The sequence below is a fragment of the Neobacillus sp. SRL179 genome, assembly GCF_984799095.1.
Window position 1 is genome coordinate 4,053,627 of the sequence record NZ_OZ481792.1, and the last position, 23,910, is coordinate 4,077,536.

Sequence of the window (23,910 nt, forward strand, 5' to 3'; positions counted from 1 at the left end):
AAAATAGTAATGTCTCTGGTAATTTACCCTTAAATTTGAAAGATAATCAACATAATCAAAAAGAAAGCTGCTCCGTTTATCCGAAGCAGCTTTCCTTTATTTACCTTAACAATTAGCCAGTGAACTTGAAGCTTATCTTTGTTTCATAAATTGAAGCACATCTAGGTCAATCCAACCTGTTTTCTGCTCTCGCATTTCAAAGTTCTCTGTATGAATGAACGCAGTAAGAGCTTGATAAATGCTTTCATCACTTAGTACTTTTCTTGAAAGATACCCTAGTCTTGTTAAATGATGGACGACATTATCCTTAATATCCCCTTCGAGTGCGATTACTTTCTCAGGTTTTGATGGAGCGAAGTATAATTGTTGCAGCTGATAAAGTCGAATCAGCTCCTTGATAGGGTCTGGATGGTCGTCGACACGGAGGTCAACATAGCGATCGTTAAAGCCACCGTAACCCCCCTTTTCTTTTACCACATAAAGAGCGGCCGATTGTTTCCCACGGCTGTCACCGCCCGCTTCTTGACCAGCATCTAATGCGGCAAGAAGTTTAGCCGCAAGTGTACCTTCCGTCTTTTCAAATAATTTTGCCATTGCTTCAACGGTCTTTTCGTCCACTAAAATATTTCCCTGCGCAGCAAAGTAAGGTCCCGTAAGACCGCCTGCCCAGTTATAGCATTCCTTGCCTGTAAAGGTTGCGGCATTCCCAGCTGCGTCAATGAGCCCGACTTGCCGCATATCTCGATCAGGATCATCGGCAAGTAACAACTCTAACGTTTCATATGCAGACTTTCCTTGAGCCATTAATTCCAAGCCTTTTGGGCCATAAGCGGTGTTCGCATAGGATTGGGTGGCAACAGCCCCTACCCCTGCCTTAGCCCAAGGAACAACAGAACCCACCCCTAAAAATTTGGATTGTACGGCAATTCCCCATTCTTTTTCAATTGGGTCATAACCTATGATTGAAAATGTCATGAGTCAACCTCCTTTTGTGTAATTTAGTTGTACATACATTATATAGAAGATTCAGATTATAGTATATTAAAATAATATATGAAACCATAAAAAACGCTGACCCAGCGAACTGGATCAGCGTTCTATTTCGATTAATGTGTTTCAATTAAGCCGTAGCGGCCATCTTTCCGTTTATAAACAACATTGGTACGGTTAGTATCTGAATTGGTAAATACATAGAAGCTATGACCCAACATGTTCATTTGTAGGATGGCTTCTTCATTGTCCATTGGCTTCAAATCAAAACGCTTTGTACGAACTAATTCAAGATCGTCTTCAACCAAATCTGGAGTTTCTGAACTTTCAGTAGTAGCAAATGTAACAGGGGACTCTCCCTTTTCCCGGAATTTCCGGTTAACCTTTGTTTTATGTTTACGGATTTGACGCTCAAGTTTATCGGTAATTAAGTCGATAGCAGCATACATATCGGCGTTTGCTTCCTCTGCACGTAAAACCAATTGTGGCAGTGGAATTGTTACCTCCACCTTTGAAGTTTTATCCTGATTGAATTTTAAATTCACATTTACCTTTGCATCAAGGGTTTCTGTAAAATAGCGCTCCAATTTAGATATTTTCTTTTCTAAGTACTCTCTAATTGCTGGAGTTACCTCAATGTTTTCGCCACGTACGTTGTATTTCATGTGGACTCCTCCTTTTGTTAAGGCTATGTATTACATTTCTATTTTACCCTTTGATAATCCTGCTAAATCTTAATAAATATTTTGTCGATTTATTGACAAAAACAATGGGTAAATAGGGAAAATGTTTGACACCACCTTTGACATTGATCGGCAGGTAATAATAAAATGAATGGTTATTCACTTACATTGTATTATTTGAAGGGACAATTTGCCACTAAAATGCTCACAGAATATGTTACATGGATGTGAAATAAGGAGGATCAATAACATGGAACATGAAGAACGAAAAAAGCTTGCTTGGCATGAAACACTGGAATTACATGAGTTAGTAGCCTTCCAATCCGTGGGTCTTATGAAACTTAAAATGTCGATTAATAAAGTAACAGAGCCAGAGTTAAAGGAACTTTATCGGAAATGTATTCACGACCTTGAAGGAAACCTAAAGGAACTTCTAAAATATTATCCCTCCGCCCAAGGCTACCAAGCGAGGGAAGAGGAAGATGTGCGCGAAGATATAGGCTTTTTCGCTGCCGATTTACTGGCCCTGTCGAAAACTTTGGTCCGAAATCTTGCTGTTGCGATTACTGAAACGGCGACACCTGCCTTGCGGAAAACCTTTACTATTCAATTAACGGGCGCAATCCACGGACATGAGAGAGTTTTTAATTATATGTATAAACATGGTTACTACCCAGCATACGATTTAGGACACCTGCTTGGTCATGACATCGAAAATGCACAAAAGGCACTTCGGATGCGGTTTTAATTCTCTTTGAAGGAGGCGGGTATTTATTTTCCCCGCCTTCACTATCTCGCAATGGTTAATGAATGGATGCTAACTGCTCCAGATTCTTTTAAAAGCCGGGCAGCATGCCTTAGAGTTGAGCCCGTTGTGTAAATATCATCGACCAACACAATCCTTTTCCCTACTATGTTACAGTCGGGACTTAAGTTAAAAACTTGTGGAAGATGGATTCGCTCTGACCTAGACTTCTTCGATTGTTTTTCTGAGTGAATTCTCGAGAGAATTTCTGTAGGGGAAAAACCAGCCTCTGTTATCAGCGCTTTGGCCTGATTAAATCCGCGCTCATAAAGCCGTTCTTCGCTCAATGGAATTGGCACAAGGAGATCCGGAGCCATTTCCGTTAGCTTTATTTTTATAGTCTCTGAAAATACTTTAGCCAATACATAATCACCGCGAAATTTATATTTGGCAATCAATTCTTTCAAAAAGTCATTGTAGCGGAACATGGATTGATTTTTTTCAAGTGTTCCTCCCCACCTTTGATCATCCTCCCAGCGGAAACAATCATGGCACAAATCGCCATCGTGAAACTTTTCGTCCAAAAGGTGAAATGGTTTACTGCAAATTCGACATGTACGCCCTTCAATTTTTTCAAGCCTTCCTTCACAAATTGGGCAAAGGCAGGGGATCTTTTCGAGGGAGAGGAGTGCTCTCCACCCTAATTTAGATTGAATCACGTTATTACAGTATAAGCAACGGTCTTGCTGAACTAGAACCATTTAGCGCCCCCTTAATCAAGTAAACCCTTTTTAAGACCTTCCGTATTCATTGCAATAATTTGCCTGCGTGCCTTTAGCATGTCTTCTGTTTTTCCATAATGAAAAAAGGTGACTGCCCCTTCAGGATAGTCCTTACTTCTTCCGGCCCTCCCGGCAATTTGGACAAGTGCACTTTCGGTAAAAATAGAATCTTCCGCTCCTACCACTGCCACGTCGATATTAGGAAAGGTTACCCCTCGCTCGAGGATTGTTGTTGTTAATAGAATAGGAATTTCATTTAATCGCATTTTTAAAACTTTATCTTTTCGCTCAGGATCTTCAGCATGGACTGCTTCAAAGTTTGGATTTAGACGGTGAAGGATGGTGAGGGCCTTTTCCATTAATGGGATGTGTGGAAAAAAGACTAAAGCCTGTTTATTGGCTTGTATTCTAGTCGTGATCCATGCGATGACATTTTGCGGCAGTTTATTTTTGTGAAGCTGCTTTTGCCAATTGCCACACCAAATAAATTCAGGCACTGGTAAGGGATGACGGTGAAATCTGGCGGGGATGGTTGTAAAGGCTCTTTTCCCGTTTTTACATTCTCTTTGCCACTTTTCATTAGGGGTCGCTGTCAAGTAAATCATCGCCGATGTCGTTTTGCGAGCCTGGGTTACCGCATGGTGGAGGGCTTCCTCCACTGTAAAAGGAAAGGCATCGACCTCATCTAAGATAATGGCATCGAAGGCATGGTAAAATCGCAGCAGTTGGTGTGTAGTAGTAATGGTGAGTGGTGCATAATGGTGTCGGTCCTCACTACCACCGTACAGGGAAGCAACGGGAATATTGGGAAAGGCGGCTTTCAATCTAGGAGTTAATTCTAAGACTACATCTGTTCTTGGTGTGGCGATACAGATTCTTTTCTTTGCCGCAAGTGCTGCCTTAATTCCTGCAAAAAGGACTTCGGTTTTTCCTGCCCCGCAAACCGCCCAAACCAGATGCTCTCGATTTTGTTCTATTGAGGTCACAACACTCTCAGATGCCACCTTTTGCCCATCGGAAAGTGTTCCTTCCCATGCCATAATCTTGGCTGGAAGTTTAGTGTCAGGGGCCGGACCGCTCCAACCCAGCAGCGGAGTACATTCACTGATCCGTCCCATCATCATGCACTTACGGCAGTAAAGGCATATTTCCCCACATCGAAAACATGGGAAGCTGGCAAGTAACTGTGGATCTTTATTCCCGCATCTAGTGCACACCGGCTGTTTCCCGTTGTAATCTATTCCCTTCCGGTACGTTATATATCCATTTTGATAATGATTTTGTATTTCATCTATTTTATATGGAATTTCTTCAAGGAGAAGCTGTTTACCGATGAGGAGCTGCTGGAGATCGTGATTATAGGTAAAATGGGGGTTGAGCGGAGGCTGGGGGATGGAGGGGATTTTTGTGATGGGGAGAGAATTTTCTGCTGTACTGGTTGGTAGTAGGATTCCTTCTTTTAGGATAAAACGCATTTTCTCACCTTCTTTGGTTATTGTTTTGTTTGAGAAGTTTTTCTTCCATTAGCAAGTAATTATTATGATTGGGCCACTGATGATATAATCGATTTTTTGTATGTCCGGAGGTCGGCAGGTTAAGGGAAAATAAAAACTTTTGAGTAATATTTTTTGTTGGAAGATGTAGGATGGTCTGGCATTCTTGATTTGTCAGTGTCGGTTTTATCAACAAGAAATAGTCATGAAGAAAGTCAATATGGCCATCTTTTGAAGTTGTAAAACATTTAGGGCACATCCATTTACCTCTTTGGTAATTCATGGGGATGAAAAAGCATTTTATATTTGGGCACTGGACCCCCATTACAAGATCTTTTTCTAAAACACTATATTCTATTAAAATATTAATGGGTTGTGGACTATGCTGGCTGATAAGTAAATTTCCAATCTCATTCATTTTATTGTTGTCAACTTTCACTTTAGAAAAACGTCTTTCACATTCCTCAATCTTATTAAAAATATCCCTTGCTTTACATACTCTATTAAAATCAGTTTCGACACCAAGCGTGCTTTTTAGAATGGTTTTGTTTGCACTTTTGAAAAAAACAAGATAGTCAATTGGTAGTAAATTAAGTCCATGCTTGACAAGAAATCTTCTTAGTAGTGATTGAAGTCTTCGGCATTGAACGCGTGGGTCCTCAAAGGATTCCTCAGTGCCGTCCGCATGGGTCCGAAGCAGCTGGTTAAATACATTGTCAAAATACAAGGTACCAATGATATTTTTGGCTTCGATGATGATGATAGAGTGTTGGGAGATAAGAAGGGTATCAATCTGAAAAAGGATGTCATTTAGCTGAAGTTGGAGATCGTGGAATATCAAGTACTTTTCTTGAGAAAGTTCTGTACAATAGTTAGCTAGGGCCCTTTCGCCCCAAAATCCTGCCCATCTTTTTGCAATATCCTTTTCAAGTTCTGGGTATTTAGGATGACCGTGCCTTAAATATTTTCTTAGGATTTCGGACAATAAGAGTCTTTGAGGAATGGATAATTCTTTTATCAACAATGCTTCATCACTCCTTTACTGAATAAAAAATTCGACAATAAATCGAGTAATTCCTACATTTTTTTAAAAATATTTTACTCTTTTTATCACTGATTTTTAGATGGTTCCATTTCGTAACCAGATTCCCGCGGGATTAGGAGTTTATTCCGCGAACCTTTGTGGTTTTCCCGCAGAGTTTGAGATTATTCCCGCGAATCTGTACGATATTCCCGCGGAGTTGCCGATTATTCCCGCTAACTCATCTTTTTAGTTACTTTTTTTCTCTCCTTGCTTAGCATGGTTTAACGTCCGCCTTCCAAGCTGGATTCCCGCGGGATTTTCTGTTTATACCGCAGACTTTGGTGGTTTTCCCACGGGGTTTGGAATTATTCCCGTGAACTTTTATGTTTTTCCCGCGCAGTTTCCGATTATTTCCGCGAACTGGTCTTTTTAAATAGCTAATACCAAATAAAAAAACCATCTCGGTCCACACACAAACCGAAATGGCCAAAAAGGTATCTTATTTTCTCATCCAGCCCATCCCCATTGCCCCTTCACCCAGGTGGGTACCGATGACAGCCCCGAAGTAACCAATTGAGAATTCTACATTTGGATACATAACAGACAGTTCCTTACGCCACTCTTCCGCCTCTTCCTCACGGTTAGCATGAATAATGACTGCTTGAAACTCACCACCGCTAATTCCATCCTCCCCAAGCAGGTCGACAATTCGTTTCATTGCTTTTTTTCGGGTGCGGATCTTTTCAAAAGGAACAATCACCTTGTTTTCAAAATGCAACAAGGGTTTCACCTGCAATAAGCTGCCTATAATGGCTTGAGCACTAGAAAGACGACCACCTCTCTGCAAATGGGTTAAATCATCGACCATGAAATAGGCGCGGGCTGTTTTTTTTAACTCATTCAGCTGACTCACAATGGAAACAGGGTCCTCCTCTTCTAGTGCCATTTTAGCCGCCTCAATGGCATAAAAGCCCTGCACCATGCAGCTGATTTCCGAATCAAATGGATAAACTTTAATGCCTTCAACCATTGAACCAGCTGTGACGGCACCTTGAAACGTACCGCTGATTCCGCTTGAAAGGTGAATACTAATAACAGCATCGTAGTCTACAGAAAGCCGTTCAAATAGCTCAACAAATTGCCCAATCGGCGGCTGAGAGGTGGTCGGCAGTTCTTTTGTTCTAACCTCTTCATAAAACTCACCCGCGGTTAGATCGATTTCTTCTTGATAAACTTCATTCCCGAATATGACGTGTAACGGGATCATATGTATATTCCATTTTTCTCGTAATTCTTTCGGTATGTACGCGGTGCTATCCGTGACAATTGCCGTTTTCATTATGGTATACCATCCTTGTTATTTTTCTTCAATAGATTATCTATTTATTATTCTATATGAAATAGACTGAATTTGCATTACTCATTCAAATTAAAAAGAGGCAACTCCCTTTGGAGTCACCTCATAAAATCGCAGGATTATTGAATCCATGCACCGTCTCTACCAATTCTATATTTACCTATTTTTGTATTGGCTGCCATGATTCCATTATTATACAAGAAGTACCACTTGTTTCCGGTGTATACCCAGCCTGTTTTCATTGCACCAGAACCGTCAAGGAAGTACCATTTATTCTTATCTAATACCCAGCCTGTTTTCATTGCACCAGAGCCGTCAAGGAAGTACCATTTGTTCTTGTCTAACACCCAGCCTGTTTTCATTGCACCAGAACCGTCAAGGAAGTACCATTTATTTTTGTCTAATACCCAGCCCGTTTTCATCGCACCGGAATCTTCTAGGAAGTACCATTTTTTCTTATCCAATATCCAGCCTGTTTTCATTACACCTGAATCAGCAAGATAGTACCACTTGTTGTTCGAAAGGATCCAAGTGCTTTCCTTCATAATGCCTTCTTGTGTAAAGAAGTACCACTCACTATCGATTTTTGCCCAATCAGTGGCAAATGCATTTTTATTAGGGTCTAAGTATTTCCAGGTATTACCTTCAAGCGTCCAGCCTGCTGTTTCACTTGTAGGTGTCCAAACGCCAAGATATCCATTAACAAGGGCATTTTTTGTTCCTTTAACTGGGACAGTCAAAATACCTTGCGTATTGGCTACAAGCTTTTCAGAGTTGTATCCAGTTGCATCAACAAAGACTTGATTAGCATGTTCTGCCCCCACTTTTACTTTAATCGTTGTGTTCGTCTTTGAGTTGTTTCCTATAATAGTTGCTACCCCTGTATTACGGTCATTACCATATCTAACGCTGGCAATAACATCTTGACCCGCTTTAGAAGAAGTGTTTGAAGTATAATACGAAACATGTTGATCTCCGTATGCATATTGTTTACGAACCTTCAAAAGCTTTGTAATGACATCGTTGTAAATAGTTGGCTGTGACATGTAAGCAGCATCTGTTTTAAACATATCACCATAAAATACAGTTGGAACCGTATCCTTATTTGTTAATACGTACGCATATTGACTAGGGACATTAGATGGAGCATATTGCTTGTCTGCTTTTTCCATATCCGTATTATAAATGGTTAATGCTTTTTGTTCAGTTTCTTTATCATATATTGCTTCAAACGATTTTGGCGTGCTTGTTCCATATTTTTGAAATGATTTAATTCCATATAAATCTAGCATTATTTGATTAACACGGTTTTTTTCTTGGTCATGATTATTAACAAATGACCAGTTTGGAGTTGTAGCAGTTGTACCGGAACCAGAACGAACAACTGTTGAGTTTGTAGCAAGTGTAGTAAGCGATTGTTTGTTTGCTTTCCCTAAGGAATTTGTTAATGCAGTGAATAAATTTGCATCCATTACAAGCTGAGCGCTGCCAGTATTTTGAGATGCTAAATAGGATTCAATATAACTTAAATGGTTTGCCTGATCGTCACCAAAATGGTCTTTTTTAACTGCCGTTTCTTCAAGTAATATTTTTTTATCATAGTGACTAGCGGCATCGATTCTAAATCCATCAAAATTGTATGTGGTCAAGAGCCAGTCCATCCAATGTTTTTGTTCCTTTTGGACTTCTGGATTGGAGTTATCAATATCATTACCTACTAAAAACTCATGCGCATTATTTAATGTATTGTTAATGGAATGGAGTGGATTACCACTTTTATCAACAAATAAGAACTGGTCTAAATTATCAATACCAGAATTATCATTCATATTTGATTTTTCCTCAGAACCATAGCCATATGAAGGTTGTGAGGCAATGTATTGATTCGTTAGTCCCGCAATTTTCCCATTATCACCATTAATAATGGCATCCATGGAATCAAATCCATTTTTAGCCATGAATGGTAAGTAACCTTTGTCCTTAGAATAATTAATAATCATTGGCTTCCAATATTGATCAGTAGTAGCAGCATCTTTTGCAGCATACCATCCATCAACAGCTAGATAGCCATCTACAGTGTTAATTTTATTGGCATCGGCAGCTTCTTGTAACCAAGCTGGTAAATAGTTGTTAACATTCCCTGGTGCAATGAAACGGTATGGTGTACCTTTATCATCGGTCATTACACGTCCTAATCCCTGATTTTGGAGGGAGGTACCGTTAAAGTAGTCTTTATTCCATTCTTTGATGTAACCGTATTTAGCTTGCCCCTGGCCGCCGCCCTTAGTATAAGCTAAATAAATATTGGCTGTTGTCGTAGATTTTTGACCGGTTGTATAGGTGTTACTGAATAGATTACCACTGTCATCTGTTCGTTTTACATAAACAGCCTCACGATTTGGTAAGCCCATCATTTGGTTAGGGACTAAATCCAACTGCAGCTTTAATCCTTTGTCATGAAGGGTATTAATCATTTCTTTCAATTCATCACTTGTACCATATTTTGTTGCTTTTGAGCCATTTGGGCCTTGATTAAACTCACCTAAGTCATATCGGTCAGTAATAGCATAACCTTCCATATATCGAGCCATATCAAATGAACGGTATGCAGGGGGTAACCAAATGTCAGTTACACCTAGTTCATTAAAATAATCACCCTTATTAGACAATTCTCTGTACATGTTACTATCATAAGGCTGATATAAGCTAAAGCTTTGAAAAATAACATGGTTATCCACATTAGGACTAGATGTTTCAGCTTTGGCTTTTGTCGTTAAAAAGCTTATATTACTAATTGAAAGTACTGAGGCAAGCGCAATGCTTGCAACTCTCTTAAACTTCCTTTTCCCCACTTTTCTTCCCCCAATTTTTCTCTCATATTCTGGAATTCCAGTAAATAACCTCTAATATCTTACAATAATATAGAAAATATTAAAAGAGAAATTTTTGGGTATATTATATAAAACACAGTAGTTTCAATTTTCGAAAATCAGCCATACAGCCCTGCATAAAGCAAAAAAAACACACCCTATTGGCGTGTTTTCAGTTTCCAAAATTATTTTACTTCCACCCAGCCATTTTTTATTGCACTAACGACAGCTTGGGTACGGTCGTTCACATTCATTTTTTGTAAAATGTTACTAACGTGGTTTTTGACGGTCTTTTCACTGATAAATAAAGATTCCCCGATTCCACGGTTACTTTTTCCATCAGCAAGCATTTGCAATACTTCACACTCACGTCTGGTTAACAGATGTAATGGACGGCGAATTTCAACTGTTTGAACATAGCCGCTTCCACCATGAGCAACAGATGTTGCTAATTTGCGATATTCATTTACTAAGTTGTGAGTCACTTTAGGGTGTAAGTAGGAGCCGCCATCCGCGACAACGCGAACTGCTTCAATTAAAGCATCCGCATCCATTTCTTTTAACAAATAACCCTGTGCCCCTGTTTTTAAGGCATGAGTGACATAATTCTCATCATCATGAATGGATAAAATGATAACTTTTGTATTCGGGTATTGTTCGACAAGCTCGCGAGTAGCCTCAACACCATTTACTTGTGGCATGTTGATATCCATAATCACCACATCTGGTTCGTACTCTTGGACAAGGCCTAATGCATCGCTGCCATCATCGCCTTCCGCCACCACTTGGAACGATTTTTCAAATTCTAGTATTCTCTTTACGCCTTCTCTAAAAAGTTGGTGATCATCAATAATGACAATTTTCGTAGTCATTTTTAAGCCCCCTATTCCTTCAAAATCAATTTTTATTATCAGTTATTAATTAGTCTGTTAATGGAACACGGATCAATACAGTGGTTCCTTTGCCGATTTTAGAATCATAGATGATTTCCCCATCAAGCAAATCCACACGTTCCCTCATTCCAATCATTCCAAAAGACTCCGGTTTCTTTTGCGTAATATCAAATCCAATTCCGTTATCTTTGATTGTCACGTTAATGGCTGCCTTAGTGATTTCTAATATAACTTTGATTTCACAGGCATCCGCATGTTTGAGGGCATTCTGCACTGACTCCTGAATCATCCGGAACAATGCTACTTCGTACTTAGCAGGAAGCCGGCACTCTAGGCCAATATTCACAAACTCAATTCTTGAGTGGTTATGATATTCCTCGATTGTTTGTAAGTATTTTCTGAGGGTCGGAACAAGACCTAAATCATCTAATGCCATTGGACGAAGGTCATAGATAATTCTTCTCACCTCATAAAGAGCGGCCCGGACCATTTTCTTATAACTATGAATCTCTGAAAATGCTTCTTCCGGCCCTTGTTCCCGGTAAACACGTTCAATTAAATCCGAGCGCATGATCACATTGGCCATCATTTGCGCTGGACCATCGTGAATCTCCCGTGAAAGCCGCTTCCGCTCCTCTTCTTGCGCTTCAATAATTTTCAGGCCAAAGTCCTCTTTAGCCTTCGCATTTTGTAACACTTCACCAACTTGTTTTAAATCACTCATCAAATAATTCATTACCACAGATATTTGGGAGATTAATTGGTCGGCACGGTCAATGGTTTCATCTAAAGCGAGAAGCCTTCGTTCAAGATCATTTCTTTTTTCTAAGAGTTGTTTCTTATACTGCCAGTTGATCGAGAGATCCATTTGAAGCTGATGAGCCTTTTCATAAGCCTCCCGTACCTCTTCCTCCGTATAACTTTTAAAATTCATACTTACCTCTGATAGCATCAATCGAGCTTGATATACCTGGCTCTCGAGCTTGACCCCCTCATCAATAAGCTTAGACATCATTTGTTTAATATTTTCCAATTCATTGGTCATATTCACATAATCTTGACGGCATTGTTCACCAATTAGGAAAATATCACTTTTACTGCATGTAACCATTTCAATCATTTCTTCACGAATTACATCAATTGATTTCACATTAACCTGTTTCATATTCATTACATTCCCTCCAGGGTTTTTCCCTTTAGGCCCATTAACATATTTTAACTTGAATTGTATCAAATGGCTAACCTAAACACTCTAAAAGACCTTGTTCAAGGGAGAAAAGTAGTATAATAATAGTATTTCATCCTTTTCACTATACACCTGTAAGAGCTTGATGAACTATTACTATTATATCATTCGAACGTTACTACGATATTAAAGGTATATTACAACAATATTTTTTTAAAGATTGTTTATTACTTACACAATAGAAAGGAGTTACACATGCTGCAACAATATCTCACAGTAAAAAAGACTGGTGAACATGAAATTTCCATCCAAAGGTCCCGATTTATTGCCCATATTACAAGGGCTGAAACAGAACAGCAAGCACAGGAATTTATTTCAACCATTAAAAAACTTCATTGGGATGCGACACATAACTGTTCTGCCTATCTTATTGGCGAACACGATCAAATCCAAAAAGCAAATGATGACGGTGAACCAAGTGGAACCGCGGGCGTTCCCATTCTGGAGGTGTTAAAAAAAAGAAAGTTGAAGGACACGGCTGTTGTTATTACCCGCTACTTTGGCGGCATTAAATTAGGAGCAGGCGGGCTGATCCGTGCTTATGGTAAAGCTACATCGGAGGGTTTAGACGCAGTGGGCCTAGTTGAAAGAAAGCTTATGCAAATCATTCATGTCAAAATTGACTATACTTGGCTTGGGAAAATTGAAAAAGAACTGCGCGCCTCCACTTATAAAATAAAAGAAATTCACTACTTAGATACGGTTGAAGTCGAGACATTTGTGAATGAAAGTCATGTCCTAACATTCATGAACTGGATGGTGGAGCTGACAAACGGCCAATGCCAAATGGCAAAAGGAAACATAGTCTATCTTGAAGAAGACTTCCTTTGATAATAATGTTATTCTTGCTGTTGATTATAAGCTGGAACTAGCTATAGGACAATTGGGAAAAAAATGTAGAAAGGGACTCAGGATAATGAGTCCCTTTCACTATGGCTATAGCAGCATGTCTTCAGCTTGACCAATTATTTGTGCATTTCGCCTTAAGAGCGATTTTTCACAGCATTCATTTTTAGTGTTCGAAACATGTTTAACAATGGACGGTGGTCCTTCCCCATTAATCCAATTTTTTCAGCAATGATCTCAATGAGGAGAACAACAATTCCAATTAAGACAAGGGCACCACCGATTCTGGCCTGGGAATAAATCACTGCGACAAGTCCAAAAAAAGCGGCCAAGGCATAAATCAGCAGAACTGTCTGGCGGTGAGAATAACCCATTCGCAGCATACAATGATGGAGATGGGACTTGTCAGGTGCAGATAAGGGCTGTTTATTTATAATTCTCCTAATAATAGCGAAAAGCGTATCAGAAATGGGTACACCAAGTATAATGACTGGAATAACAAAAGAAATAAAAGTAACATTCTTAAAACCAAGCAAGGAGAGTACAGAAATAATGAAGCCCAAAAAAAGAGCTCCTGTGTCTCCCATAAAGATACTGGCAGGATGGAAATTATAAATTAAGAATCCAAGTGTGCATGCCAAAACAATGGATGCAACAGCAACCACATAGAGATTCCCTTGAATAAGAGCCATGCCTGTAATGGTGATTAATGCAATGGAGGAAACCCCCGCGGCCAATCCATCTAGACCATCAATTAGGTTAATAGCATTCGTTATACCTACAATCCAAATCATAGTAAAAGGGATGCTCAAAAAACCAAACTGGAGTTGTCCACCAAACGGAAGATTAATAAAGACCATTTGCAAATCCCCTAAAAACACCACACTACAGGCCGCAGCTACTTGACCAAGAAGCTTATACTTTGCCGGTAATTCGATTAAATCGTCCAGAAAGCCAGTGATGACAATAATAAAACAGCCAATCATGATGCCAAAGGAGTAAGTGTTTTCGGGTCTTAACAGGAAAATTCCTACGATAAAGCTGATAAATATGGCTAAACCTCCGAGCCTCGGCATAATCGCTTGATGAACTTTTCGTTGATTCGGCCGGTCTGTAGCACCAATGACAAACGCTAATTTTTTTATTAAGGGAGTCATAATAATGGAGACCAGAAAACATACTATCAAGGTAAGATAAAGCATTAGACATCCTCCTTGTTAATCAGTTTGTCCATTAAAAAGAAAAGAAAACAAATTGAGGATAGTAAAAAACGGAAAAAAAGAGATAATTCCGAAGAACTACCTCTTTTTGAAAATGTTTTACTTAATCCATGCTCCATCTTTACCTAGCTTATATGTGCCGATCTTCGTGTTTGCTGCCATGCTGCCATCACTATATAAGTAGTACCATTTACCACTATCCAATACCCAGCCAGTTTGCATAGCACCAGATTTTGCAAGGAAATACCATTTGTTATTTACTTTTACCCAACCGGTTTTCATTGCACCAGAATTATCAAGGAAGTACCAAGTTTTACCATCTTTAACCCAACCAGTTACCATCGCACCAGTTGCATTAAGGAAATACCACTTGTTATTATCTTTAACCCAGCCAGTTGCCATCGCACCAGACTTGTTAAAGTAGTACCATTTTCCATCTACTTTCGCCCAGTTAACTTTCATATCTCCATTAACTTGGTCAAGGTAGTATGTCTTACCTTTTTCTTGGAACCAGCCAGTTTGCATTTCACCAATCGTTTCATCTTCTGTGCTTAAGAAATACCACTTACCATTTACTAGAACCCAGCCAGTTTCCATGATTCCTTTAGCATTGAAGTGGTACCATAAGCCATCTTCTTGTAACCAATTGTTTGTTAATTCAATACCGGTTTTTGGATTAATATAGTGGTAGCCATCTTCATCCTCGTACCAGCCTGTATATTGTTCTACCGTTACTGTAGTGGCTTTACTAATGTTTCCTTCTGCATCTTTAGCAGTTACCGTAATTTTAGTGCCTACATCAAGCGCATCAAATTCTACGAAGAAGAATCCATCCTCATCTGCCACATCTGTACCTAAAACCGTGTTACCCACTTTAACTTCTATTGAAGAACCTGGTTCTGCAATTCCAGTTAAATAAGTATCAAAGTTTGTTACTCCATCCACTTCAGGAGCAGTAGGTGCAACCCCATCTTTAACAGTTACTTTAGATGCCACACTAACGTTTCCAGCAGCATCAGTTGCTGTCACTGTAAGTTCTGTTCCTGCTTTTTGAGCGGCAATTGTTACAGTAAATGTTCCATCAGTACCAGCAGTTGCAGTTCCAAGTACAGTATTGCCAGCTTTTACTTCTACTTTTGCAGCCGCCTCTGTTTTACCAGTAACTTTTGTAGCCACTTCGTTTACAGCATCTACTTGTGGTGCTGCTGGTGCAGTTGTATCAAGGACAGTGATCCGTCCTTCCACTTCAGCATAAATTGGTCTTGACTGAGCTTTAACATAATCAATTAAAGTGTCTAAATCTGTTTTTAAAACAGTACGATCTTTACCTTCTTTAAGAACTACATATCCATCGCCGCCGTCAGCCATAAAGTTATTAACTGCAACAGTGTAGGTAGCATCAGGATTAATTTTTTCTCCATTTGGCAAGAAAATATCCACTACTTTTTTGCCTAATTCATATTTATTATCCCAAGTATAAGTTAAGCCAGAAATGGACATAATGCGATTTCTGTCAGCTGCAAATTGCTGATTTAATAAGGTTCTTACCTGCGCACCAGTAATTTTCAATGTAACAACATCGTTACCAAAAGGCTGGATGGCAAATAAGTCGCCCCATGTAATCGTACCTTTTTTAAGATCGTCACGAATACCGCCAGAGTTCATAAACGCAAAATCGGCATTTGTTTGAGCTTGCATGGCATCTGCAATTAAGTTTCCTAAAGAGGACTCACCAGCAGCAGTTTGTGTACGTGTTAATGCAACAGCAGATTTACCAACCACTTGTCCAATAATTGGAGCAATTTCGGCTTTGTATTCATCAAGCTCTGCTTTAATTTTTGCATCAGGTGTAATGCTATCTTTAAATGTTGAAGCCACCTCAGCTGTTTTTGTAACAATATCTTTTGTTACAGGGTCAATGGTAAGGTCAACATCAGAGAAAGCCGTACCATAAGAATAGGATTGTACTAATAATTTTTCCTTGCCTGAGTTATCCACGATTTTTGAGTTCAAGTATTTATGGTCATGTGCTCCGTAAACCACGTCAACTTCTGGGTCAATCGCTTTCGCAATATCGACAACTTTACCAGTCGGATTCGTACCATCTGTTGCAGAAGTACCTGGATCATGGGCAAGTACGACAATTGACTTAACACCTTTAGCTTTTAATTCTGCCGTATATTTATTAATTGCTTCAATCTCATCGGTGAATTTAACACCTGCAACACCGCTTGCTGTTACAATACTTGGTGTCTCCGTTGTTACAACACCGATGAAACCAATCTTAACGCCATCTACTTCTTTAATCGCGTATGGAGGTAAAATTGTTTCATTTGTTTTCTCATCGACAACGTTAGCGACAACATAGTCAAACTTAGCGCCTTCAAATTCGCCATACTTTGCTTCTGTTTTCGGATGTTTACCACCATAGATTAAACGTTTCATTTCTTCTACGCCTTCATCAAATTCATGGTTACCGATTGTACCAACGTCCATGCCGATTTCTTTCATAAAGCGAACGGTTGGCTCATCTTGTAATAAAGCGGAAACCGGACGGCTTGCGCCTACTAAATCCCCAGCTTGGACCATTAATGTATTAGCAGGGTTTGTTGCTTCTCTTTGTTTTAAATAAGCTGCTAAATATTCAATACCACCGACATCACGGTTAGATACCTTAGTAGAATAATCTAATTGACCGTGGAAGTCGTTGATTCCTAATAATTGGACATGTACGTTTTGATCTAATTCAAATAAGTTATAACCAGTTCTGGTTGTGGACGCACCAAGATTTTTTACATCTGGTTGTTGCCCAAGGTAGTTTAGTGCATCTGGAGCTGCATGGAATACTAGTTTCGCTTTGCCAACAGTAGGGGCAATTCTCCAGTTGTTATCTGGAACGGCATTGATAGTACCTTTTTCACTAATATAATCCATTAGGATTTGACGGTTTTCAAGTTGCGGATCTACAACAACTTTTGCATCCTTTAATTCTGCCAAACCGCCGCTGCCACCTGCACGGTAGTTGTTTGTCGCAATAATGAATTTTTGTGCTGGATCAACAGGTGTGCCATCCATCATCGTTAAGTTGATAACACGTTGACCTATTGGCTTTGTAACATCAATTTCGTATTTAACGCCGTCAATAACATCAAAGTTATATGGACGGATAGCATCATTCTCATTTACCAATTGTTGATTTCCTTCAACTTTTGGGTCGATTTGGTTATACTGTTCTGCTGTTTTCTCAATCCATCTCTTTACTTGGTCGCCAGTAACTTCTAAACCTTTTAGCGTATTATCAAACAAATAAAGGTCTGCAGCACTTTTAATTGTCACATCACCTTTAGAAATATTGGTGTAATCTGCTACACCCCCACGACCGCCTTTGAAAGGAGCTGCCGCAGAAAGAACAGGATAATCTTTATATTCCGTTTTGGCAATGGCCTTTTTAACAAAATCCATTTGGGCTTCATTGACAATTTGTGTAGAGGCATCATCCATTACCCGAGTAAAGAACGTATGCATTGGTATCTCAGTTGTGCCAATTTTCCCGCGTACATAAGCAAGTGTTTCTTCATGGACAGCCTTTACACCATCCACAATAGTTTGGTCTAAAGCCGTTTTAGCATCAACTGGCCGGTTAACCGATTTTGAATTGGTCTTATCAACCGTCCACTTGCCGTTTGCATCCTTTACAAGAGCTAAATCAAGAACGCCGAGGTTATTTCCCCAGAATCCAGCTTCAACAGCCTGTACACCATTAATTTTGCCATTCGTATTATCAATATTATTTACTTTATTAAATGATGCATCACCAGGGAAATTCAAGTGAGCATGTCCAAATAACATGGCATCGATACCAGGTACCTTTGTTAAATCATAAACAGCATTTTCTGCTTTATCTTGGTTTTCTTCAGTAATATCACAGCCAGAGTGTGCAATGGCAACAATCACGTCAGCACCCTTTGCCTTCATTTCAGGGATGAATTTCTCTGCTTGTTTCTTTATATCTTTTGTTATGACATTACCTGTTAGGTTGTCTTTGTCCCACTGCATAATTTGCGGTGGTGCAAAACCAATAACCCCAACTTTAATAGTTGACTTATTACCTGCAGCATCAACAATCTCTTTGTCTATTAATTGGTAAGGAGTAAAATAGTTTACATCATTATCAGGATTAGTATCATGATCATCCTTATAGATGTTAGCGTTTACAATTGGAAATTTCACTTCTTGTTGAACATCTGCTAAGTAATCTAGCCCATAATTGAATTCATGGTTACCCACAATACCTGCATCATAATTGAGCGAGTTCATTGCTTTATAGATTGGGTGTGTTTCATCTGCACCTAGTCTTTTCACTTTCGCTACATAACTTGCTAAGGGAGTCCCTTGAATTGTGTCACCTGCATCAAAAAGCATAGAGTTTTTAACTTCTTCTCTAGCCGCCTTAATTAATGTTGCCGTTTTCGCTAAACCATAATTTGTTACTTCAGCGTCTTTGAAATAATCATACGGCATTACATTGGAATGCAAGTCCGTAGTTTCTAAGATACGAAGTGTTGCAGTGTTTCCCGTTTCAGCAGCTTTTGCAGATTGAGGAAAAATATTCAATGGAACTGTTGTAAGTGCTAACGCTACCGCCAGAGAACTACTCAGCATACGTCGTTTCATGCTTCTTTTTATCTGTCTCTTCACACTTTTACCGCCCTTCGACAAACTTTTTTGTATTGCAAGACTATTCTACTAACTTTTTTAATAGAATAATAGTCTTTTTTGTAAAAAAATTGTTAAGTTTCCACACATACCAAATAGTAAATGTATTCTAAATTATCATTCTCTTATTTCTATAATAATTAATAAAAATTAATAATTTTGTAATAAAACGTTTGTAACAACCTTAAGCTATGAGACGTCTAGTATTAAGAGGCAGGTTACGAGAATTGTAGAATGAGGCAAATCAATAGATTTACAGATTTCGACATAAAAATTCAATTTACGAGACGACTAAAAAAAGGTAAAATGAAAGCTAGCTTTGATTGTCGAATTGAATAAACCTGATTAATTATATAAAAGGAGAAATGATATGTCTGAACTGCAACGTTCAACTCGAAGAAAACAAAAGAAAAGAGGGAATAAAAAACGAATCTTTATGTGGATCCTCGTTCCCTTTTTAATCGTGGCACTAAGTGGAGCAGCCTATGCGACCTTCATATTAAATAAAGCGGAATCAGTCGTTAATAAATCGTATAAACCGGTTAAAGCCGTTTCCAAACGAACTGTACAGGTGAACCCTGATTTGGACAATATCTCCATTCTCCTTATTGGAGTTGATGAAAGCAAAAGCCGGGCCAAACAATACGGTGAGGCCATACGATCGGATGCCCTTTTAGTTGCTACTTTTAACAAAAAAGAAAAATCGGTCAAGCTGTTAAGCATTCCGCGTGATTCTTATGTTTATATCCCGGGGAAAAATAAGAGGGATAAAATTACTCACGCCCATGCCTTCGGTGGTCCAAAAATGACGATTGAAACTGTCCAGGAGCTTCTCGATATTCCGATTGACTATTATGTAAAAGTAAACTTTTATGCATTCATGGACGTAGTGAATGCCTTAGATGGAATCGAAGTGAATGTTCCTTACGCTTTATCTGAACAGGATTCAGAAGACCATCCAAACGCAATTAATTTGAAACCAGGTATGCAGACGTTGAACGGTGAAGAGGCGTTGGCACTTGCAAGAACAAGACATCATGATACCGACGTCATGAGGGGGATGAGGCAGCAGGAAATTATTAAAGCACTAATGAAAAAGGCACTTTCTTTACAATCATTCTCAAAACACACTGACATTATCGAGGCTGTTGGAAACAATATGCAAACCAATATGTCGTTTAATGATATGAAATCGTTAATTGATTATGGCCTCACAGGCACTGGCTTAAACATTGAAACCTTAAGTCTTAAGGGTGACGATGCATATATAAATAAAATCTATTATTATAAGCTTGATGAACAATCGCTTGAAGAAACTAAAACAATCTTGAAAAATCATTTGGAAGCTGATTCCAATTCAGCACCGGCCAGCCGAAATGATACAGATACAAACAGTTCAGACACGGATTCAGAAAATACCGAGTCTTTAACCTCATCCAACAAATAATTTTACTATTCTCCACTAAACCATATCACCAACATGATATGGTTTTTTTCTGCTCCTTAACAGCATGGCCGCTTCACTCCTAATCATTGATGAAACGTCCATCTTTTGTTTAAGCTGAAATTTATGACAAGACCAATACCAGTTGCGAACAGTTGCGCAAAAGAGGGATGGAGCTTTAATGGGGTAACAAATAGATATAAGCAAACTGTATTAATCCCCAGTGTGATTAGATTGACGATGATAAATTTTAATATCAGTGTAAAATCACCTGACTTGATCTGAAACACCCAGGTTTTATTCCAAAAAAAGCTATTGATCATACCTAGTACATAGGCAATGATATTAGCGGCAAGATAGTTTATCCCCACATGAACAAGAAGAGTGAAGCAGCCTATTGTAATGAGCGTGTTGATTAAACCGACAACCCCGAATTTAATAAATTTTTTCATAAAGTATACCCCTCTAATAGTATTCCTTATTTAAACAATAGAAAACTCACTAATTTTCAATATCACTTTGGTTACTGATTTTGTTCATCCAATAAAAAGAGCCTGACCGATACGGTCAAGCTCGCTGTATTATGTTTATCTATTACGTACTGATGTAACCATTAGCATACGCATCATTTTGATTAATGGACGATAATTCTTCCCTACTAAGCCAATCATTTCGGCGAAAAGCTCAATCATTATCAATAGGACTACAATAAAGAAGAAGCCGCCCAAAAGTTTTGCTTGAGAAAAAATGATTGCTGCAAGTCCGAAGAAGGCTGCCATCGCATAAATAATCAGCACGGTCTGCCGATGCGTAAAACCTGAGCGTAGTAAACAGTGATGCAAATGTGATTTATCAGGTGCAGATAAAGGCTTTTTATTGACGATCCGGCGAAGGATGGCAAAAAATGTATCAGAAATTGGAACACCAAGAATGATAATTGGAACGATAAAAGAAATGATTGTTACATTCTTAAAACCAAGTAATGACAATACCGAAATCATGTATCCAAGGAATAAAGCTCCCGTATCGCCCATAAAAATCTTTGCTGGATGAAAATTATAAAATAAGAAGCCTAGAGTACTAGCTAGTACAATGGAAGCAACAGCTGTTACGTATCCGTCCCCCATAATAATCGCCATCCCAGAAATGGTTATTAAAGCGATTGACGACACACCTGCTGCCAAGCCATCTAATCCATCAATTAGATTAATGGCATTGGTAATACCAACAATCCAAATAATTGTCAATGGAATACTTAAATAGCCAAACTCAACATGACCGCCAAATGGCAGGTTAATAAATTGAACATGAACACCGCCCCAAATGACAACCACTGATGCTGCTGAAATTTGAGCAATAAATTTAACCTTTGCGGAAAGTTCATAGATATCATCCAAAATCCCGGTAATAATGATTATGATACTTCCTATGACAATCTGTGCAGCATACGGAGCCCCTGGATGAAGGACCAGTAGGCCGATAATAAAACTTATATAAATTGCTAACCCGCCAAGCCGCGGCATTATTTTCTGATGCACTTTTCGGTAATTTGGTTTATCCGTTGCCCCAACTATGAAGGCCAGTTTTTTTACTAAAGGAGTAAGAAGTATTGAACTGAAAAAGCATACTATCAAGGTGATATAAATCATTGTGTTCCTCCCATAACGATAAGCCCATTCATAAGAAACAGGCAAAAATTAGTAACCTCACTCGGCTACTGGTAAGTTAGTTATCTATTTAACAATCATTTACGTACACAACTAATATAGTTTTTTAAACCCAACAATTTCCATGTATATTAACCATCATTCCATGTGGATTATAACACAGCTGCAGTCTATTGAATATAGATTTTAATAATCCCATTGTTCTCTAAATATTTAATATAATTCGAATCATCAAATATTATAGATGTAATGAAGAAACCCGTATTTAATGGCATTTCTAGTAAATTATTATTTTCACTGATCCTATTTAATATATATCCTTATTAATATACCACTTTTTTCGACGGAAAACACAATCCAAAAGTTACAAATTCGTCCTTTTTTTTATCATATAGGCAGCATTCAATACATTTTCGACAATATGTATGTAAAACCTTCATTATGTTATAATATCTTGGTTGTTTTATCATCTTTAGGAGGTAGAAATTTGTTATTCAATTCATACATATTCATTTTCGCTTTCCTTCCAATAGTGTTCGCAGGATACTACCTGCTTTTGACCCTAAAAAACAAAAATATCGCTAAAATCTTTTTTATTTTGGCTAATTTGTATTTTTACAGCTATTGGAATATTAAGTACTTGCCGATTATCCTATCATCCATTGCCATTAACTTCACGGTGGCAACCCTTTTGAACAAAATCAATGGATTACGATTAAAAAAGGCAGTTCTAACAGTAGGGGTTCTTTTTAATATTGGGCTGCTAGGGTACTATAAGTACTCTGATTTCTTTATCTCAAACGTGAACTCGGTTTTCGGAATGGATATTCCATTGTTGCAATTGGCGCTTCCATTGGCAATTAGCTTTTTTACCTTTCAGCAAATTATGTATTTGGTTGATACCTATCGTGAAGGTACAAAAGAATATACCTTGCTGGACTATGCATTTTTTGTAACCTTTTTTCCCCATTTAATTGCAGGGCCAATTGTTCACCATAGGGAAATCATTAATCAGCTCAGGGATGGCTCCAATTATAAATTAAAAGGACATAATCTTTCGTCTGGCCTCTATATATTTGCGATTGGTCTTTTTAAAAAGGTCATCATTGCCGATACATTAGCAGGCTGGGCTAACCAAGGTTACACAAATATTAGTGCGTTAACCCTATATGATAGCTGGATTACCACCCTAGCCTATACCTTTCAACTTTATTTTGACTTTAGCGGTTATTGTGATATGGCAATTGGTTTAGGGTTGTTGTTTAACATTAAATTACCGGTTAACTTTTATTCACCTTATAAATCCCTAGATATCCAGGACTTTTGGCGAAGATGGCATATGACGCTGGGCCGTTTTTTCACAAATTATTTATATATTCCAATGGGTGGAAACAGGAAGGGCAAACTAAGGACCTATTTTAATCTCTTTTTTATTTTCTTTGTTAGTGGAATTTGGCATGGAGCCGGCTGGACGTTTATCATTTGGGGGATTTTACATGGCATCGCTGTCGTTATTCATCGTTTTTGGAAAGGGCTTCACCTCAAACTTCCAAAGATTGTTGCCTGGTTCCTTACGTTTCTTTTTGTCCATCTCGCTTGGGTGATATTCCGCTCGCCAGATATTAATACAGCAAAAATAATGCTAACAAAAATGTTTAATCTTACAGCATTGCATTTCCCGGAAGGTATCAGTGCTTTTGTAAATGAACATTTCGGAACTCATTTATTTCCGATCCCATATTATTTTGATTTAAAATCTTGTTTACTATTTATATTAATGCTTGTGATTGTTTTATTTACCAAGAACTCGATTGAGCGCTTGGAACAGTTTAGACCAAGCTATCGCTTGGCTGCTTTTGTTAGTATCATGGTTGTTGTATCCTTATTGTACTTAACAAGGGTCAGTGAATTCCTATACTTCCAATTCTAAGGAG

The 23,910-nt window shown here is 38.5% G+C and carries 17 protein-coding genes; 4 read left to right on the forward strand and 13 right to left on the reverse strand.

The genetic code is table 11. The features are described 5' to 3' along the window. Nucleotides 1-132 precede the first annotated feature (132 nt). A complete protein-coding gene (locus AC4E8C_RS20150; protein WP_490208411.1) occupies nt 133-975 on the reverse strand; it encodes a DUF1028 domain-containing protein in 843 nt (280 codons plus the stop codon). Between the two features lie 131 nt (nt 976-1,106). Then, nucleotides 1,107-1,655, reverse strand: a complete 549-nt coding sequence (gene hpf, locus AC4E8C_RS20155; protein ID WP_490208412.1) for a ribosome hibernation-promoting factor, HPF/YfiA family — start codon at nt 1,653-1,655, stop codon at nt 1,107-1,109. A 268-nt stretch (nt 1,656-1,923) separates the two neighbouring features. Between hpf and AC4E8C_RS20160 the strand changes: the two genes are divergently transcribed. Beyond that, nucleotides 1,924-2,421, forward strand: a complete 498-nt coding sequence (locus AC4E8C_RS20160; protein ID WP_490208413.1) for a spore coat protein — start codon at nt 1,924-1,926, stop codon at nt 2,419-2,421. A 41-nt stretch (nt 2,422-2,462) separates the two neighbouring features. Here AC4E8C_RS20160 and AC4E8C_RS20165 read toward each other — a convergent pair whose 3' ends face one another. The 7 genes from AC4E8C_RS20165 to AC4E8C_RS20195 all read right to left on the reverse strand — a co-directional run bounded on the left by AC4E8C_RS20165 (nt 2,463) and on the right by AC4E8C_RS20195 (nt 12,008). Beyond that, the gene (locus AC4E8C_RS20165; protein ID WP_490208414.1) at nt 2,463-3,179 is read right to left on the reverse strand and encodes a ComF family protein; all 717 of its coding nucleotides are present in this window, start codon (nt 3,177-3,179) and stop codon (nt 2,463-2,465) included. Between the two features lie 11 nt (nt 3,180-3,190). Then, entirely contained in the window at nt 3,191-4,675 is a 1,485-nt protein-coding gene (locus AC4E8C_RS20170) for an ATP-dependent helicase ComFA (RefSeq protein ID WP_490208415.1), read from the reverse strand. 4 nt (nt 4,676-4,679) lie between these two features. Further along, complete coding sequence (locus AC4E8C_RS20175; RefSeq protein WP_490208416.1) at nt 4,680-5,717, reverse strand: NERD domain-containing protein; 1,038 nt, start codon at nt 5,715-5,717, stop codon at nt 4,680-4,682. Between the two features lie 499 nt (nt 5,718-6,216). Then, on the reverse strand, nt 6,217-7,056 hold the full coding sequence (locus AC4E8C_RS20180; RefSeq protein ID WP_490208417.1) for a DegV family protein: 840 nt from the start codon (nt 7,054-7,056) through the stop codon (nt 6,217-6,219). Between the two features lie 137 nt (nt 7,057-7,193). Then, nucleotides 7,194-9,926: a glycoside hydrolase family 70 protein gene (locus AC4E8C_RS20185; RefSeq protein ID WP_490208418.1), complete on the reverse strand. Its 2,733-nt coding sequence runs from the start codon at nt 9,924-9,926 to the stop codon at nt 7,194-7,196. 203 nt (nt 9,927-10,129) lie between these two features. Then, nucleotides 10,130-10,816 (reverse strand): response regulator transcription factor, encoded by a 687-nt coding sequence (locus tag AC4E8C_RS20190; protein WP_490208419.1) that lies wholly within the window; start codon nt 10,814-10,816, stop codon nt 10,130-10,132. A 49-nt stretch (nt 10,817-10,865) separates the two neighbouring features. Continuing rightward, complete coding sequence (locus AC4E8C_RS20195) at nt 10,866-12,008, reverse strand: sensor histidine kinase (protein ID WP_490208420.1); 1,143 nt, start codon at nt 12,006-12,008, stop codon at nt 10,866-10,868. A gap of 270 nt (nt 12,009-12,278) precedes the next feature. Here AC4E8C_RS20195 and AC4E8C_RS20200 point away from each other — a divergent pair, with 270 nt between their 5' ends. Beyond that, nucleotides 12,279-12,914 carry a YigZ family protein gene (locus AC4E8C_RS20200; RefSeq protein ID WP_490208421.1) on the forward strand — a complete coding sequence of 212 codons (636 nt, stop codon included), beginning with the start codon at nt 12,279-12,281 and terminating at the stop codon, nt 12,912-12,914. A 152-nt stretch (nt 12,915-13,066) separates the two neighbouring features. Here AC4E8C_RS20200 and AC4E8C_RS20205 read toward each other — a convergent pair whose 3' ends face one another. Together AC4E8C_RS20205 and AC4E8C_RS20210 are read right to left on the reverse strand one after the other, a co-directional pair. Beyond that, entirely contained in the window at nt 13,067-14,131 is a 1,065-nt protein-coding gene (locus AC4E8C_RS20205; RefSeq protein WP_490208422.1) for a glycosyltransferase family 4 protein, read from the reverse strand. A gap of 117 nt (nt 14,132-14,248) precedes the next feature. Further along, nucleotides 14,249-18,823: a bifunctional 2',3'-cyclic-nucleotide 2'-phosphodiesterase/3'-nucleotidase gene (locus AC4E8C_RS20210; protein WP_490212619.1), complete on the reverse strand. Its 4,575-nt coding sequence runs from the start codon at nt 18,821-18,823 to the stop codon at nt 14,249-14,251. 412 nt (nt 18,824-19,235) lie between these two features. On the opposite strand from AC4E8C_RS20210, the gene AC4E8C_RS20215 reads away from it, so the two are divergent. Beyond that, nucleotides 19,236-20,312: an LCP family glycopolymer transferase gene (locus AC4E8C_RS20215; RefSeq protein WP_490208423.1), complete on the forward strand. Its 1,077-nt coding sequence runs from the start codon at nt 19,236-19,238 to the stop codon at nt 20,310-20,312. Between the two features lie 83 nt (nt 20,313-20,395). Here the strand turns inward: AC4E8C_RS20215 and AC4E8C_RS20220 are convergent, their stop codons facing one another. Continuing rightward, nucleotides 20,396-20,761 carry a GtrA family protein gene (locus AC4E8C_RS20220; protein ID WP_490208424.1) on the reverse strand — a complete coding sequence of 122 codons (366 nt, stop codon included), beginning with the start codon at nt 20,759-20,761 and terminating at the stop codon, nt 20,396-20,398. Between the two features lie 135 nt (nt 20,762-20,896). Beyond that, nucleotides 20,897-21,958, reverse strand: a complete 1,062-nt coding sequence (locus AC4E8C_RS20225) for a glycosyltransferase family 4 protein (RefSeq protein ID WP_490208425.1) — start codon at nt 21,956-21,958, stop codon at nt 20,897-20,899. Nucleotides 21,959-22,463: 505 nt separating this feature from the next. Here AC4E8C_RS20225 and AC4E8C_RS20230 point away from each other — a divergent pair. Beyond that, nucleotides 22,464-23,906, forward strand: a complete 1,443-nt coding sequence (locus AC4E8C_RS20230; RefSeq protein WP_490208426.1) for an MBOAT family O-acyltransferase — start codon at nt 22,464-22,466, stop codon at nt 23,904-23,906. Nucleotides 23,907-23,910 lie beyond the last annotated feature (4 nt).